Origin of the sequence: Paracoccus sp. (in: a-proteobacteria) (assembly GCF_046462195.1) — a bacterium.
In the GTDB taxonomy this organism is placed as follows: Bacteria; Pseudomonadota; Alphaproteobacteria; order Rhodobacterales; family Rhodobacteraceae; genus Paracoccus.
The window spans coordinates 1-14,820 of the sequence record NZ_JBKGUN010000228.1 but is presented as its reverse complement, the minus strand read 5'-3'; the positions used below and the strand labels follow the sequence as shown (position 1 = coordinate 14,820).

Below are 14,820 nucleotides of genomic sequence, written 5' to 3'. Positions count from 1 at the left end.
AGGACGGGATGCGGCCGGCAAGGGCGGCACCATCGAACGCGTGCGCGAGAACCTGAACCCGCGATCGGCTTATGTGGTGGCGCTGCCAAAGCCGACCGAGCGCGAGGCGGGTCAGTGGTATTTCCAGCGCTACGTCGACTGGCTTCCCGCGGCGGGCGAGATCGCCCTCTTCGACCGCAGCTGGTACAACCGCGGCGTGGTCGAACGTGTGTTCGGCTTTGCCACCGACCAGCAGCGCAACGCCTTCTTCCGCCAGCTGCCCAGTTTCGAGCAGACGCTGGTCGATGACGGGGTGACGCTGGTCAAGCTGTGGCTGAATGTCGGCCGGGCGGAACAGCTGCGGCGTTTCCTCGACCGCGAAAAGGATCCCCTGAAGCAGTGGAAGCTGAGCAGCGTCGATGTCGAGGGCCTGGCCCGATGGGACGACTACAGCACCGCGATCCACGAAACGCTGAACCTGTCCCATTCGCCCATCGCGCCCTGGACGGTCATCCGGTCCGACGACAAGCGGCGGGCGCGGGTGGCAGCCATCCAGACCATCCTGCAGGCCGTCGATTTCACCGGCAAGAACGCCGAGGCCATCGGTCAGCCTGATCCGCAGATCGCGGGCGGACCGGACTTGCTGCGCCGCTAGGACCGCTGCCCGACGCAACGGCACGCCGTTATCACGCCCGCGCGATGGGCTTGCACGGTCTGGGGACCGCGTTTAGCGTCATTGCGAACTCGCCCCATGGAAAGGCCTGATTTCATGCGCTTGCTGACCACCACGATCTTGGCCGCCGCGGCCCTTCCCGCTTATGCAGCAGATCCCGAACTGACCGTCTTTGACTGGGCCGGTTTCGAGGAACCGTCGATTTTTCAGGGCTATATCGACCAGCACGGCGACAGCCCAACCTTTACCTTTTATGGCGATGACGACGAGGCATTCCAGAAGGTGGCGTCCGGCTTTCGCGCAGATGTGGCCCATCCCTGCAGCCAGATGGTCAGCAAGTATCGCGACGCCGATCTGATCGAGCCCTGGGACACGTCTCGCATCCCGAACTTTGACAAGATCGGGGAGGAGTTCCTGGACTCCGACGTGTTCCGCGACGATCAGGGCGTGTGGTACATTCCCACGGACTGGGGCGCGACCGCGATCGCCTATAACAGCGAAACCGTCCCGGCCGAGGATGTGTCCACCCTGCAGGTCTTTGTCGATCCCAAGTATCAGGGACGCACCTCGCTGCCCGACAGTTCGGATGACGTCTGGGCACTGGGTTACTTGGCCACGGGAACCACGGACTGGAGCGACGTGACGGACGAACAGTTCCAAGCGGCGGCCGACTGGCTGCGGCAGGCCCATCAGAATGTTGCCGCCTATTGGTCGGACCCGTCCGAGCAGGCGCAACTGATGGCCTCGGGGGCTGTCGACATCGCCTGGTCCTGGAACGACGGGGTCGTCTATCTGCAGGAGGACAACTATCCCGTGGGGTTCCAGCGCGAACCGGTCGAAGGGTCCTCGACCTTTTTCTGCGGGTTCATCAACCTGAAGAACGGCCCGGGCAGCGAAGACAAGGCCTATGACTTCATCAATGCCTGGCTGGAGCCGTCGGCCGGCAAGGCGTTGCTGGATACCATCGGCTATGGCCACACCTCGACCGAAGCCATGGCGACCATTGCGGACGAACCGGCGGTGGCCGAAGGACTGTCGGACATCGACGCGCCCGTGCTGGCGCAAACGCCGAACAGCCCCGAGCAGCGCCAGCGCCAACTGGCCGAGTTCGAGAAGATCAAGGCCGGCTTCTGATCAAGGATCAGGGGCGATGACGATGTCACCGCCCCTGATCGATACAGGCACCGCATCCAGCGCACAGTCCGCGCCGCTGACAGGTTCTCCGGTCCTTTTGTCAAAGCTGGCACCATGGGCGGTGCAGAGCAGCCGGCTTCCGTCGGCTGACAGGAGGTTGTTTCCTCGGTAATCCAGCGGCAGGTACTGGTGCGGGCAGGCGTTGACGAAGGCTCGCACCAAGTCGCCTTCCCGCACCAGGATCAGGGGAAAGCCGCCGCGTCCGGTCATGACCATCATCGCGTGAACGCCCGTGATCTGAGTTGCGGGGCAGATCACGGTCCCGGCTGCCGGCGCACTGCTGTAATCGGTCCAAGCCATCAGGTCAGGCGGTCGGTTCCGCGCTGAGGACGCCCCGGCGGATCTGGTCCTCCTCGATGGATTCGAACAGGGCGCGGAAGTTGCCCTCGCCAAAGCCGTCATCACCCTTGCGCTGGATGAACTCGAAGAAGATCGGGCCGATCACGGTCTTGGAGAAGATCTGCAGCAGGATGCGGGTTTCGCCGCCGCCCACCACGCCCTCGCCGTCGATCAGGATGCCACGTGCCTTCATGCGGTCGATCGGTTCCTGGTGGTCCTTCACACGGCGGTGCGACATCTCGTAATAGGTGCTGGGCGGTCCGGGCATGAACTCCATCCCCGCATCCGCGATCCTGTCGGTGCCGCCGTAAATGTCGTTGCTGGCAATGGCGATGTGCTGGATGCCTTCGCCCTTGTATTCGCGCAGGTATTCCTCGATCTGGCTGTGGTCGTCGGTGCTTTCGTTGATCGGAATGCGGATCTTGCCATCGGGCGAGGTCAAGGCACGGCTGACAAGGCCGGTCTGCTTGCCCTTGATGTCGAAATACCTGATCTCGCGGAAATTAAACGTGTCGTGATAGAACTTGTACCACGTGTCCATGTTGCCGCGGATCACGTTGTGGGTCAGGTGATCCAGATAGAAGAAGCCGAAACCCTCGGGCCGAGGGTTTGCCTCGCCCAGCCACTCATAGTAAGTGTCATAGGCGCTGCCTTCATCTCCATACCGGTCGATGAAATACAGCAGCGACCCGCCAATGCCGATCACCGCCGGAGCCTCGATCGACTTGCCCGCGCCGGTATATTCGCTTGCGCCCAGATCGACCGCGCGCTTCAGCGCGGCCTGTGCGTCCACGACACGCCACGCCATCGCGGGCGCGCATGGGCCATGTTCGGCCACAAAGCCGGCCGCGTGGCTGTCCGGTTCAGCGTTCAGCAGATAGTTGATGTCGCCCTGACGATAGAGCGTGATCTCCTTGGCCTTGTGACGGGCCACGGGCGTAAAGCCCATCTGCCGGAAGATCCGGTCCAGAACCTGCGGTTCGGGATGGGCAAACTCCACGAATTCGAAGCCGTCGGTGCCTGCCGGGTTTGCCGCGCTGATTGTGGCCTTGGGGGCGTCATGCGGGAACGGTCCCATGGTCATCCTCCTCCTGTTCACTTTTATCGATGATGCGCCTTTCGCAATGCATGGGACTTGCAAAATTCCTTATCCTGGGGCCTGCAATGCGCGGCGCTTGCGTCACTTCCCGCTTTGGCGAATGGAATTTGCATGGACCACTTCGATGCTGCACTTTTGTCGGCGCTGCAGCGCGATGCTTCGCTGACCAACGCTGCCTTGGCCGATCTCGTCGGTCTCTCCGCTTCGCAGATCTCGCGCAGGCGAAGCGCGCTGGAGGATGCGGGCATCATCGAGGGGTATTCGGCCCGGCTTTCGGCGGCAAAACTGGGCCATGCATTCCGTGCGATCATCCGTGTCAATCTCCGCGGCCATGGTCAGGGCCGGGAGGACGAGTTTGCCCGCTTCGTGGCCGCACAGCCGATGATCCGCTCGGCCTTTTCGGTGTCAGGCGATGCCGATTATATCCTGGACATCCGGGCCCGCGATCTCGATGGGTTTGCGGATTTCGTTCACCGCCACCTGCTGCCTCACCCGCAGGTGGCGCAGGTCCGGTCCGAGATCGTGTTGAAGACATTGAAGGACGAGCGCGGGGTGCCGTTGTCCTGACATGCACGGCTTTCATCATCTTGTCGAAAATTATGAATTTGCTGACGCGGGGCTGCGGGTCTATATCACAGGCTTCTGACGAAAGGCCCCGACCATGACCGGCAGACTGACACCCTCACCCGCCTTCGATGCACTGAACCGCGCGGCATCGGAACGCATCCTGATCCTGGACGGGGCCATGGGAACCCAGATCCAGCAACTGGGCCTTGGCGAGGACGATTATACCGGCCACGGCTCGGGCCATGTCTGCCGACACCATTCCGAACATCCGCAGACCGGCAACAACGACCTGCTGATCCTGACCCAGCCCCAGGCGGTCGAGGAGATTCACTATCGCTATGCCATTGCGGGTGCGGATATCGTCGAAACGAACACCTTTTCTGCCACAACCATCGCGCAGGCCGATTACGGCATGCAATCTGCGGTCCACGAACTGAATGTCGAGGGCGCCCGGGTCGTCCGACGTGCACTGGACCGCGCCACGGCCGAGGACGGCCGACCGCGTTTCGTCGCGGGCGCGATCGGGCCGACGAACCGCACCGCCTCCATGAGCCCGGATGTGAACGATCCGGGCTACCGCGCCGTCAGCTTTGATGATCTGCGACGCGCCTATCTGCAGCAGGCCAAGGGGCTGATCGAGGGCGGGGCCGACATCCTGCTGATCGAAACGATCTTTGACACGTTGAATGCCAAGGCCGCGATCTTTGCCTGTATCGAGGCGATGGAGGCCCATGGCCAGCGCCTGCCGATGATGATCTCGGGAACGATCACCGACGCGTCGGGGCGGACGCTGTCGGGGCAGACGCCCACGGCCTTCTGGTATTCCGTGCGCCATGCCAATCCTTGGACCATCGGGCTGAATTGCGCGCTTGGGGCGGCCGCGATGCGCCCGCACCTGGCCGAACTGTCCAGCGTGTCCGAAACGCTGATCTGTGCCTATCCGAATGCCGGGCTGCCTAACGCCTTCGGCCAGTATGATGAAGGTCCCGACGATACGGCCATGCAGGTGGCCGAGTTCGCCCGCGAAGGGCTGGTGAATGTCGTCGGCGGCTGCTGCGGCACGACGCCCGACCATATCCGCGCCATTGCCGATGCCGTCAAAGGTTTCACCCCCAGAAAGGTGCCCGCCTATGCCTGATCGTCTGTTGCGCCTTTCGGGCCTCGAACCCTTCACGCTGACCCCCGACATTCCTTTCGTGAACATCGGAGAACGCACGAACGTCACCGGCAGCGCACGCTTCCGCAAGCTGATCAAGAACCGCGATTACGCCGCCGCACTGGAGGTTGCCCGCGACCAGGTGGAAAACGGGGCGCAGATCATCGACATCAACATGGACGAGGGGCTGATCGACAGCCGCGCAGCCATGGTCGAGTTCCTGAACCTGCTGGCGGCCGAACCCGACATCGCCCGCGTGCCGATCATGATCGACAGTTCCAAGTGGGAGGTGATCGAGGCCGGTCTGCAATGCGTGCAGGGTAAGCCGGTCGTGAACTCGATCTCCATGAAGGAAGGCGAGGAACAGTTCCGGCAGCAGGCGCGGTTGTGCCTGGCCTATGGGGCGGCAGTCGTGGTCATGGCCTTCGATGAACAGGGCCAGGCCGACACGGGCGCGCGCAAGATCCAGATCTGCGAACGCGCTTATCGCATCCTGGTGGATGAGGTGGGCTTTCCGCCCGAGGACATCATCTTCGATCCCAATATCTTTGCCGTCGCCACCGGCATCGAGGAACACAACAACTATGGCGTTGACTTCATCGAGGCGACGCGCTGGATTCGGCAGAACCTGCCCCATGTCCATGTCTCGGGCGGGGTATCGAACCTGTCCTTCAGCTTTCGCGGCAACGAGCCCGTGCGTGAGGCCATGCACGCGGTCTTCCTGTACCACGCCATCCAGGCGGGGATGGACATGGGAATCGTCAATGCGGGTCAGCTGGCCGTTTATGACCAGATCGACGCCGATCTGCGCGAAGCCTGCGAAGATGTGGTCCTGAACCGCCGTACCGACGCGACCGAGCGCCTGCTGGAGATCGCCGAGCGGTTCCGCGGCGACGGGCAAGGCGCGAAACGGGAAAAGGACCTGTCCTGGCGCGAGTGGCCGATCGAAAAGCGTCTTGAACATGCGCTGGTCAATGGCATCACCGAATTCATTGAAGCCGACACCGAGGAGGCGCGGCAGAGCGCCGAGCGACCGCTGCACGTGATCGAGGGCCCGTTGATGGCGGGGATGAACGTCGTGGGCGATCTGTTCGGCGCCGGCAAGATGTTCCTGCCGCAGGTCGTGAAGTCGGCCCGCGTGATGAAGCAGGCCGTGGCCGTCCTTCTGCCCTACATGGAAGAGGAAAAGCGGCTGACGGGCGGGACCGAGCGCGAAACGGCCGGCAAGATCCTGATGGCGACGGTCAAGGGCGACGTACACGACATCGGCAAGAACATCGTCGGTGTCGTGCTGGCCTGCAACAACTTCGAAGTGATCGACCTGGGCGTCATGGTGCCCGCGCAGAAGATCCTGCAGGTCGCAAGGGATGAAAAGGTCGACATCATCGGCCTGTCGGGCCTGATCACGCCATCGCTGGATGAAATGGTCCATGTAGCCTCCGAAATGGAGCGCGAGGGCTTTGACATCCCGCTGCTGATCGGCGGCGCCACCACGTCCAAGATCCATACTGCAGTCAAAATCGCGCCCCGGTTCCTCAAGGGACAGGCCGTTTACGTGACCGACGCGAGCCGTGCCGTGGGTGTCGCCTCGTCCTTGCTGAGCGCCGGTCAGAAGGATGCCTATGTCGAGGGTATCCGCACCGAGTATACGGAGGTCGCCGAGCGGCACGAGCGCTCCGAAGCCGCCAAAAGCCGCCTGCCCCTGACGGCGGCTCGCGCCAATGCACTGAAGATCGACTGGTCGTCCTATGCGCCCGTGGTCCCTGCCTTCACCGGCACGCGGATCATCGATGATTGGGACCTGGCCCAGATCGCGCGCTATATCGACTGGACGCCCTTTTTCCAGACATGGGAAATGAAGGGCGTTTATCCCCGCATCCTCGATGATGAAAAGCAGGGAGAGGCGGCACGCCAGTTGTTCGCAGACGCGCAGGAGATGCTGGCCCGCATCATTGAAGGCGAATGGTTCAAGCCGCGCGCTGTCGTGGGCTTCTGGCCTGCCAACGCGGTGGGGGATGATATCCACCTTTTCACCGGACCGGATCGGAGCAACCGAAAGGCCGTCCTGCACACGCTGCGCCAGCAGGTGACCAAACGGAACGGCCGTCCCAACGTGGCACTGGCCGACTTCGTGGCGCCCGAAGGCATTTCCGATCACGTCGGCGGCTTTGTTGTCACCGCAGGCCCCGAGGAGGCAGAGGTTGCGGCGCGTTATGAACGCGCCAACGATGACTATGGCGCGATCATGGTCAAGGCACTGGCGGACCGCTTTGCCGAAGCCATGGCGGAAATGCTGCATGCCCGTGTGCGGCGTGAACTCTGGGGCTATGCCCCTGACGAGGCCTTCACCCCGGAAGAACTGATTGCAGAGCCCTACAAGGGTATCCGTCCTGCTCCGGGTTATCCGGCGCAGCCCGATCACACCGAAAAGACCACCCTCTTCAATCTTCTGGATGCCACAGCCGCGACCGGGGTCGAATTGACGGAAAGCATGGCCATGTGGCCCGGCAGTTCGGTCTCCGGCCTTTATATCGGCCATCCAGAAGCCTATTATTTCGGCGTCGCCCGGATTGAGGAAGATCAGGCTCGCGACTATGCCACCCGCAAGGGGATGTCGCTGGAAGAGGTCGAGCGCTGGCTGGCCCCGGTGCTGAACTATTCAAAGCGCGCCGCCGCCTCCGACGCGGCATGACAAAGAGGCCCGCACCGATCCGGTGCGGGCCCTTTTCCTTCAGGCTGCGACGTCTTCGCGCATCATCGTCCGTCCCAATATGTGGTCGGCGGCCTTTTCGCCGGTCATGATCGACGGACCGTTCAGGTTGCCGTTCGTGATGCGCGGAAAGATCGAACTGTCGGCCACGCGCAATCCCTCGACTCCGATCACCCGCAGTTCGGGATCAACGACCGCCATCGGATCATCGATCGCACCCATGCGCGCAGAGCCACAGGGGTGATAGGCGGATTCGGCGTGTTCGCGGATGAAATCGTCGATCTCCGCGTCCGTCTGGACCGCCTCACCGGGCTGAATCTCGTCGCCCCGGAACTCGGCAAAGGCCGGTGCATCGAAGATGCGGCGCGTGTGGCGGACACAGGCACGAAACTCGGCCCAGTCATCCTCGTGCGACATGTAGTTGAAGCGGATCTCGGGCGCGGCCACCGGATTCGTGCCAGACAGCCGGACGGTGCCGCGGGACTTTGATCGCATCGGCCCGACATGGGCCTGAAAGCCATGTCCCTGCGCCGCGGACTTGCCGTCATATCGAACGGCCAGCGGCAGGAAATGGTACTGGATGTCGGGATAATCCACCGCCTCGGACGACCGAATGAAACCGCAGCTTTCGAACTGGTTCGATGCACCCAGTCCGGTTTTTTGCAGCAGCCATTCGACCCCCACGCGGCTTTTGCCCAGAAGGTTGTAATAGGTATAAAGTGTGATCGGCTTCAGCGACTTGTACTGCATGTAAACCTCCAGGTGATCCTGAAGGTTGGCCCCCACTCCGGGACGATCCGCCAGCGGCGTGATCCCGTGCTGGCGCAGATGATCCGCAGGACCGATGCCCGACAGCATCAGCAGCTTGGGCGTGTTGATCGAGCTGGCCGAAACAATGACCTCGCGCTTGGCCTCGACAGTCTCGATCTTGCCTTTCCGTTCCAACTCAACGCCGTAAGCGCGTTTTCCTTGAAACAGGATCCGATGCGCCAGACCGCGCACGACGGTCAACAGGCCCGTCTTTTTGGCAGGACGCAGGTAGGCATTGGCAGCCGACCAGCGACGACCCTTCCAGATCGTCGCCTCCATCGGGCCAAAGCCTTCCTGTTGTTCGCCATTGTAATCGTCGGTGCGGGGCCAGCCTGCCTGCTGACCCGCCTCGATGAAGGTGTTGAACAGCGGATTCTTGCGCTTGCCGCGCGTGATGTGCAAAGGGCCATCCGCTCCCCGCCAAGGCGACTGCCCACCGTGCCAGGTTTCCATCCGCTTGAAATAAGGCAAAACGCCGGCATAATCCCATCCAGCAGCACCGCTTTCGGCCCAATGCTGGAAATCCATCGGATTGCCGCGCACGAAGACCATGCCGTTGATCGAGGATGACCCGCCGATCACCTTGCCGCGCGGGGTCACCAGCCGGCGCCCGCCCAGATGCGGCTCGGGTTGGCTGGAAAAGCCCCAGTCATAACGCGGCATGTTCATCGGATAGGACAAGGCCCCCGGCATCTGGATGAAGGGGCCGATGTCGCTGCCGCCAAATTCGATCAGCGTGACGCTGCGACCGGCCTCGGTCAGGCGGTAGGCCAACGCACAGCCGGCGCTGCCGGCGCCGACAATGACGTAATCGGCCGGAGCGGCCGCGCGCGAAGGATCAATAGGGCGCATCGACGCCTCCCATGCCGACATAAATGGATTTGAGCTGCGAATAATGCTCGATGGCGGCGGCCGAGTTTTCGCGTCCCAGACCGGACATCTTGACGCCGCCGAAAGGCATCTCGACCGGGGTCAGGTTATAGGTGTTGATCCAGCAGGTGCCTGCCTCCAGGCGGGCAATAACGCGATGGGCGCGGGTCAGATCCTGCGTGAACACCCCGGCAGCAAGGCCGAAGCCGGTGCCGTTGGCGCGCGTAACGACCTCATCCTCGTCCACGAAGCTGAGCGCCGTCAGGACGGGGCCAAAGATTTCGTCGGTCGCGATCGCCATGTCGTCAGTCGCATCGGCAAAGACCGTGGGCGGAATGAACGCTCCTTCTCCCGCGCCACCGCAGACCAGCCGCGCGCCCGCGGCTTGTCCCGCCTCGATAGCCGCGCGGATTTTGCCAGCCTGAGCCTCGTTGATGATGGGCCCATGATTCGTATCGGGGTCCAGCGGATCGCCCATCTTCACGGCTTTCACACGTTCGGCCATGCGCGCCAGAAAGTTTTCCTTGATGCCCTCCTGCAGGAACACCCGCGTTCCATTCGAGCAGATCTGGCCCGAACTGTAGAAGTTCGCCAGGATCGCCGCACTGACGGCATCCTCCAAATTGGCGTCATCGAAGACGATCAAGGGCGACTTGCCGCCCAACTCCATCGTCACGTGGCGCATGCCTTCCGCGGCGGCCGCGTAGACGCGGCGGCCCGTCGGTACCGATCCGGTCAGCGACACCTTGGCGACATCGGGATTCGTCACCAGCGCCGCGCCCACCTCGCCCCGGCCCTGAACCACGTTGAAGACCCCCGCCGGCATGCCGGCCTCCATGAAGATCTCGGCCAGCTTCAAGGCACCCAGCGGCGTTTCCTCCGAGGGTTTGAAGACCATGGTGTTGCCCATCACCAGCGCCGGTGCAGCCTTCCAGCAGGCGATCTGGCTGGGATAGTTCCAGGCACCGATGCCGGCGCAGACACCCAGCGGCTCGCGGCGCGTATAGGCCCAGTCCTGACCAAGGGGGATCATGTGGCCGGTCAGGGTGGCGGCCAGACCGGCGAAATATTCCAGCGCCGCCGCGCCCGACGGCCAGTCTGCCACAAGTGTTTCCTGGATCGGCTTGCCTGTGTCCAAGGTCTCGATCCGCGCCAGCTCATCATTGCGCTGCAGGATCAGGGCCGCCGCGCGTCCCAGAATCCGTCCACGTTCGACCGGGGCCATGGCGGCCCAAGCCGGCTGCGCGGCGCGCGCGGCGGCGCAGGCAGCGGCAACCTGTTCGGCCGAGGCCTCGTGCAGCGTGGCGATGGTTTCGCCGGTAAAGGCATAACGGACCGGCAGTTCGGCGCCCTGCCCTTCGACAGGGGCGCCGTTGATGAACAGGCTGGCTTCGGGTTGGACTGAAAGGCTCATGCAAGCGCCTCCTCAAGATAGGTCATGATGGTGTTCAGGGCCGCGTCCGGATCGGTTGGCCCCGGTGTCAGCACAGCGCGCAGGTAAACCCCGTCGATGAGGGCACCCAGGGTATCGGCTGTTTGTTCGGGATGGGGGGTCAGGTTGCGCAGGGCGACGATCAGGTTCGACCGCAACCGGCAGTGATAAACGCGCAGCAGGCGTGCCGCGTCCTTGTTGACGAAGGACAGCGCATAGAAGTTCAGCCAGGCGCTGACCGTTTCACGCTGAAAGTTCTGCTTTGCAAAGCTGGCCCGTGCAATGGCGTTGACGCGCCCGCGCGGCCCGTCCCCTGGCAGGGACTGGCGCACCGACTGTCCATAGGTCCGCAGGATGAAGCGCATCGCCGCCAGAAAGATCTGATCCTTGGAGCCGAAGTAATGATGCGCCAGGGCAGGCGACATTCCGGCGCGGCGCGCGATTTGGGCCACGGTGACGTCCAGCGAACCGGCACGGCCCACCTCGACAATGGCGGCGTTGATCAGCGCGGCCTTTCGGATAGGTTCGGCACCGAGTTTCGGCATGACTGCACCTGTGCTAAGGAAAGAAATCTGTTGCTTTGCAATCGACATCTAACTTTAATTGACTGACCAATCAAGAACAGGGAGCCCGAAAATGATCTTTTCTCGTCTGGCCGCGACGCTGGCGATCGGTACTGCCATGGCTTTACCGGCGTCTGCCGCCGAGCCTGAGGAATGCAGGACGGTGGTTTTTTCGGACGTGGGCTGGTCCGACATAACGGCCACCACGGCCTTGGTGACGACTGTTCTGCAGGCACTCGGATACGAGACCGAGACACGCATCCTGTCGGTTCCGGTGACCTATACGGCGCTGTCCACCGATGATGTGGACGTGTTCCTGGGCAACTGGATGCCGACGATGGAGGCCGATATCGCGCCCTATACCGATGCCGGCACCGTGGACACGGTTCGCACGAACCTGACCGGCGCGAAATACACCCTGGCCACGAACCAGGCAGGCGCCGCCTTAGGGATCGACGATTTTTCCAAGATCGCCGAACACAAGGACGCGCTGGACGGCAAGATCTATGCCATCGAACCCGGCAATGACGGCAACCGCCTCCTGTTGGAGATGGTCGCGATGGACAAGTTCGGCCTTGGTACGTTTGAAGTTGTCGAATCCAGCGAACAGGGCATGCTGGCACAGGTCAGCCGCGCCGACGGCCGCGACCAGCCGGTGATCTTCCTGGGTTGGGAGCCGCACCCCATGAACGCACAGTTCGACATGACCTATCTGTCGGGCGGAGACGAGATCTTCGGACCAAACCTGGGGGGTGCCGAGGTGCGCACCAATACCCGTGCAGGCTATGTCGCGGAATGCCCGAACGTGGGCAGGTTCCTGCAGAACCTGGAGTTCGCGCTGCCCATGGAGAACGAGGTCATGGGCAAGATCCTGAACGACGGGATGGACCCGATGGAGGCCGCACGCGAATGGCTGGCAGCCCATCCCGATGCCGCAACGCCATGGCTGACGGATGTCAGCACGGTTGACGGCAACGATCCGCAGGCTGCGCTGTCCGAGGCGCTGGCGGGCTGACGAATGCGCGGGCCGCTGAGGGCCCGCACCCTCCTCCACATGCAAGGGGACAGGCATGGAACAGCTGACCACGATGGTCACGGACAACAAGATCCCGGTTGGACGCACCGCCAAGAATGCGTTCGACTGGCTGAACGCCAATGCGGGCGCAGTCTTCGACGCCATCTCGGTCGGGATGGAGGCGCTGATCAACGGCGTGCTGGCCGCGCTGCAGGCGCCGCACCCGTTCGTGTTCATCGCGCTGGCGGTGGCGCTGACTTGGGCGTTGCAGCGGCGGGCGGCGCCCTGCCTGCTGATGGCGATCGGCCTGCTCTTCATCCTAAACCAAGGCTATTGGTCAGAGATGCTGCAATCGCTGACGCTGGTGCTGTCAGCCTGCATCGTCTGCATGGCGATCGGTGTCCCGGTGGGCATCGCCGCCGCTCATCGGCCCAGGCTTTACGCCTGGATGCGCCCGGTGCTGGACCTGATGCAGACCTTGCCGACGTTCGTTTACCTGATCCCGGCCATCGTCTTTTTTGGCATCGGCATGGTGCCGGGCCTGCTGGCGACCGTGATCTTCGTGCTGCCTGCGCCGATCCGGCTGACGCAGCTGGGCATCGCCTCGACCTCTCCGTCGCTGGTGGAGGCCGCAACCGCGTTCGGCGCGACGCCGCGCCAGCTCTTGTGGAAGGTCGAACTGCCAAGCGCCCTGCCCCAGATCATGGCCGGGCTGAACCAGACGATCATGCTGTCGCTGTCGATGGTGGTGATCGCGGCGCTGGTCGGCGCGTCGGGCCTGGGCGTGCCGGTGGTACGCGCGCTGAACAGCGTGAACACATCGCTCGGCTTTGAATCCGGATTCGTCATCGTCGTTGTCGCCATCCTTCTGGACCGGATGCTGCGCATGGAGGGTCACAAATGAACGCCACCCTTACGGACACCGCCCGGAATGCGGTCGAGTTCGACCATGTCTGCATTGTTTTCGGCGATCATCCGGAACGTGCCCTGCCCTTGATGGACGAAGGACTGGAGCGCGGTCCAATCAAGACCGAAACCGGTCAGGTCCTGGGCGTCCACGATTGCAGCCTGTCCGTCGCCGAAGGCGAGATTCTGGTCCTGATGGGTCTGTCCGGTTCGGGCAAATCCACCCTGTTGCGGGGGGTGAATGCCCTGAACCATGTCTGCCGGGGCGAGGTTCGCATCCGCAAGGGCGACCGCATGGTCAGCGTCACAAGCGCCGGTGCACGCAGTCTGCGCGACATCCGGCTGCGCGACGTAGCCATGGTGTTCCAGGCATTCGGCCTGTTGCCCTGGCGCACGGTGCGCGAAAACGTGGGACTGGGGCTGGAGTTGGCCGGCCTGTCCAAGGCCGACCGGAGGGACAAGGTCGAACAGCACCTGCAGACCGTGGGTTTGTCCGAATGGGCCGATCGCAAGGTGGGCGAATTGTCGGGCGGCATGCAGCAGCGCGTCGGGCTGGCGCGCGCCTTTGCCACCGAAGCGCCGATCCTGTTGATGGACGAGCCGTTCAGCGCGTTGGACCCCTTGATTCGCGCCCGCCTGCAGGACGAGCTTCTGGAACTGCAGGCCAAGACAAAGAGGACGATCATCTTTGTCAGCCACGATCTGGACGAGGCCTTCAAGCTGGGCAACCGCATCGCGCTGATGGAAGGTGGTCGGATCGTTCAGATCGGCACAGCGCGCCAGATCATCGCCAATCCCGTCAATGACTATGTGGCTGATTTCGTGGCGCACATGAACCCGCTCGGGGTGCTGACGGCCGAAGACGTGGCCGAGCCGGGCGAGGCCGAGGGCCCGGCCGTGGCGCGGGACATGCCGGTCAGGGCGGTGATGGACCTGCTGGCCGGCCGGGCCGCCCTGCCTGTCGAGGGGGGCGGGCGCATCACGCGCGAGGCGGTGCTGGCACGGCTGATCGATCCGCGCGGGTGATCCCGCGCGGCCTCAGCTGTTCTGGAGGTCGCGGTGATACCGGATCAGCAGAGCCAGTCCGATGGCGAAAAGGCCCAGGCCCAATCCAAAGACATAGGTATAGCTGACGTAATCGCCGACATAGCTGGGGTAAAAAGCCCGCCGCATCTGGCCCACTACGTGAACCAGAGGGTTCCACCAGAGCCAGTCCCTGTAGGGCTGTGGAATGTCGTCGAAGATGAAGAACAGGCAGGACATCAGGAACAGTGGCCGCATGAGGATGCCCCACAGCTGCTGCCACCATGTGAACGCCTCGAACAGGAAGCAGTTCATCGCGCCCACCGCCGCGCCCAGGACCACTGCCATCGCCAGCCCGATGACGATCAGGCCGAACTGGGGGTCGGTCCGCGTTTCCATGAACACCGAAAGCGTCACGAACACCACGGCTGTCACCCAGATCATGGTGACAGCCGTGGTGTTCGTGACGCTTTCGGTGTTCATG

General features: G+C 63.1%; 14 protein-coding genes. 8 read left to right on the top strand and 6 right to left on the bottom strand.

Annotated features, from left to right (window positions below; genetic code table 11):
* Both ppk2 and ACLHHB_RS14305 read left to right on the top strand, forming a co-directional pair.
* On the top strand, window positions 1-634 hold a 634-nt coding region (ppk2, locus tag ACLHHB_RS14310), incomplete at its 5' end, for a polyphosphate kinase 2 (RefSeq protein ID WP_410218957.1).
* A 114-nt stretch (window positions 635-748) separates the two neighbouring features.
* On the top strand, window positions 749-1,786 hold the full coding sequence (locus ACLHHB_RS14305) for an ABC transporter substrate-binding protein (protein ID WP_410218956.1): 1,038 nt from the start codon (window positions 749-751) through the stop codon (window positions 1,784-1,786).
* Here ACLHHB_RS14305 and ACLHHB_RS14300 read toward each other — a convergent pair whose 3' ends face one another.
* Window positions 1,787-2,146, bottom strand: a complete 360-nt coding sequence (locus ACLHHB_RS14300) for a Rieske (2Fe-2S) protein (protein ID WP_410218955.1) — start codon at window positions 2,144-2,146, stop codon at window positions 1,787-1,789.
* A gap of 4 nt (window positions 2,147-2,150) precedes the next feature.
* Window positions 2,151-3,263 carry a 4-hydroxyphenylpyruvate dioxygenase gene (hppD, locus tag ACLHHB_RS14295; RefSeq protein WP_410218958.1) on the bottom strand — a complete coding sequence of 371 codons (1,113 nt, stop codon included), beginning with the start codon at window positions 3,261-3,263 and terminating at the stop codon, window positions 2,151-2,153.
* A 132-nt stretch (window positions 3,264-3,395) separates the two neighbouring features.
* Here hppD and ACLHHB_RS14290 point away from each other — a divergent pair, with 132 nt between their 5' ends.
* From ACLHHB_RS14290 to metH, 3 genes are all read left to right on the top strand, one after another.
* Window positions 3,396-3,851 carry an Lrp/AsnC family transcriptional regulator gene (locus tag ACLHHB_RS14290; protein ID WP_410218954.1) on the top strand — a complete coding sequence of 152 codons (456 nt, stop codon included), beginning with the start codon at window positions 3,396-3,398 and terminating at the stop codon, window positions 3,849-3,851.
* Window positions 3,852-3,945: 94 nt separating this feature from the next.
* The gene (locus ACLHHB_RS14285; protein ID WP_410218953.1) at window positions 3,946-4,989 is read left to right on the top strand and encodes a homocysteine S-methyltransferase family protein; all 1,044 of its coding nucleotides are present in this window, start codon (window positions 3,946-3,948) and stop codon (window positions 4,987-4,989) included.
* Window positions 4,982-7,699: a methionine synthase gene (gene metH, locus ACLHHB_RS14280; protein WP_410218952.1), complete on the top strand. Its 2,718-nt coding sequence runs from the start codon at window positions 4,982-4,984 to the stop codon at window positions 7,697-7,699. The genes ACLHHB_RS14285 and metH overlap by 8 nt, the downstream gene beginning before the upstream one ends.
* A gap of 39 nt (window positions 7,700-7,738) precedes the next feature.
* Here the strand turns inward: metH and betA are convergent, their stop codons facing one another.
* The 3 genes from betA to betI are packed head-to-tail and all read right to left on the bottom strand — an operon-like array spanning window position 7,739 to window position 11,374.
* Window positions 7,739-9,379: a choline dehydrogenase gene (betA, locus tag ACLHHB_RS14275; RefSeq protein ID WP_410218951.1), complete on the bottom strand. Its 1,641-nt coding sequence runs from the start codon at window positions 9,377-9,379 to the stop codon at window positions 7,739-7,741.
* Entirely contained in the window at window positions 9,366-10,811 is a 1,446-nt protein-coding gene (gene betB / locus ACLHHB_RS14270) for a betaine-aldehyde dehydrogenase (protein WP_410218950.1), read from the bottom strand. The genes betA and betB overlap by 14 nt, the downstream gene beginning before the upstream one ends.
* Window positions 10,808-11,374: a choline-responsive transcriptional repressor BetI gene (gene betI / locus ACLHHB_RS14265; protein ID WP_410218949.1), complete on the bottom strand. Its 567-nt coding sequence runs from the start codon at window positions 11,372-11,374 to the stop codon at window positions 10,808-10,810. The genes betB and betI overlap by 4 nt, the downstream gene beginning before the upstream one ends.
* A 91-nt stretch (window positions 11,375-11,465) precedes the next feature.
* Here betI and choX point away from each other — a divergent pair, with 91 nt between their 5' ends.
* The 3 genes from choX to choV are packed head-to-tail and all read left to right on the top strand — an operon-like array spanning window position 11,466 to window position 14,339.
* The gene (choX, locus tag ACLHHB_RS14260; RefSeq protein WP_410218948.1) at window positions 11,466-12,407 is read left to right on the top strand and encodes a choline ABC transporter substrate-binding protein; all 942 of its coding nucleotides are present in this window, start codon (window positions 11,466-11,468) and stop codon (window positions 12,405-12,407) included.
* A 55-nt stretch (window positions 12,408-12,462) separates the two neighbouring features.
* Window positions 12,463-13,311, top strand: coding sequence for a choline ABC transporter permease subunit (gene choW / locus ACLHHB_RS14255; RefSeq protein WP_410218947.1), 849 nt, complete (start codon window positions 12,463-12,465; stop codon window positions 13,309-13,311).
* Window positions 13,308-14,339, top strand: a complete 1,032-nt coding sequence (gene choV / locus ACLHHB_RS14250; protein ID WP_410218946.1) for a choline ABC transporter ATP-binding protein — start codon at window positions 13,308-13,310, stop codon at window positions 14,337-14,339. Before choW ends, choV begins: the two co-directional genes overlap by 4 nt.
* A gap of 12 nt (window positions 14,340-14,351) precedes the next feature.
* Here the strand turns inward: choV and ACLHHB_RS14245 are convergent.
* Window positions 14,352-14,820, bottom strand: a 469-nt coding sequence (locus ACLHHB_RS14245; protein ID WP_410218945.1) for an ABC transporter permease, incomplete at its 5' end; no start/stop codon positions are given.

Coding starts and splice junctions, on each gene's coding strand:
- ACLHHB_RS14305 (WP_410218956.1), top strand. CDS start 749: ATGCGCTTGCTGACCACCACGATCTTGGCCGCCGCGGCCCTTCCCGCT.
- ACLHHB_RS14300 (WP_410218955.1), bottom strand. CDS start 2,146: ATGGCTTGGACCGATTACAGCAGTGCGCCGGCAGCCGGGACCGTGATC.
- hppD (WP_410218958.1), bottom strand. CDS start 3,263: ATGGGACCGTTCCCGCATGACGCCCCCAAGGCCACAATCAGCGCGGCA.
- ACLHHB_RS14290 (WP_410218954.1), top strand. CDS start 3,396: ATGGACCACTTCGATGCTGCACTTTTGTCGGCGCTGCAGCGCGATGCT.
- ACLHHB_RS14285 (WP_410218953.1), top strand. CDS start 3,946: ATGACCGGCAGACTGACACCCTCACCCGCCTTCGATGCACTGAACCGC.
- metH (WP_410218952.1), top strand. CDS start 4,982: ATGCCTGATCGTCTGTTGCGCCTTTCGGGCCTCGAACCCTTCACGCTG.
- betA (WP_410218951.1), bottom strand. CDS start 9,379: ATGCGCCCTATTGATCCTTCGCGCGCGGCCGCTCCGGCCGATTACGTC.
- betB (WP_410218950.1), bottom strand. CDS start 10,811: ATGAGCCTTTCAGTCCAACCCGAAGCCAGCCTGTTCATCAACGGCGCC.
- betI (WP_410218949.1), bottom strand. CDS start 11,374: ATGCCGAAACTCGGTGCCGAACCTATCCGAAAGGCCGCGCTGATCAAC.
- choX (WP_410218948.1), top strand. CDS start 11,466: ATGATCTTTTCTCGTCTGGCCGCGACGCTGGCGATCGGTACTGCCATG.
- choW (WP_410218947.1), top strand. CDS start 12,463: ATGGAACAGCTGACCACGATGGTCACGGACAACAAGATCCCGGTTGGA.
- choV (WP_410218946.1), top strand. CDS start 13,308: ATGAACGCCACCCTTACGGACACCGCCCGGAATGCGGTCGAGTTCGAC.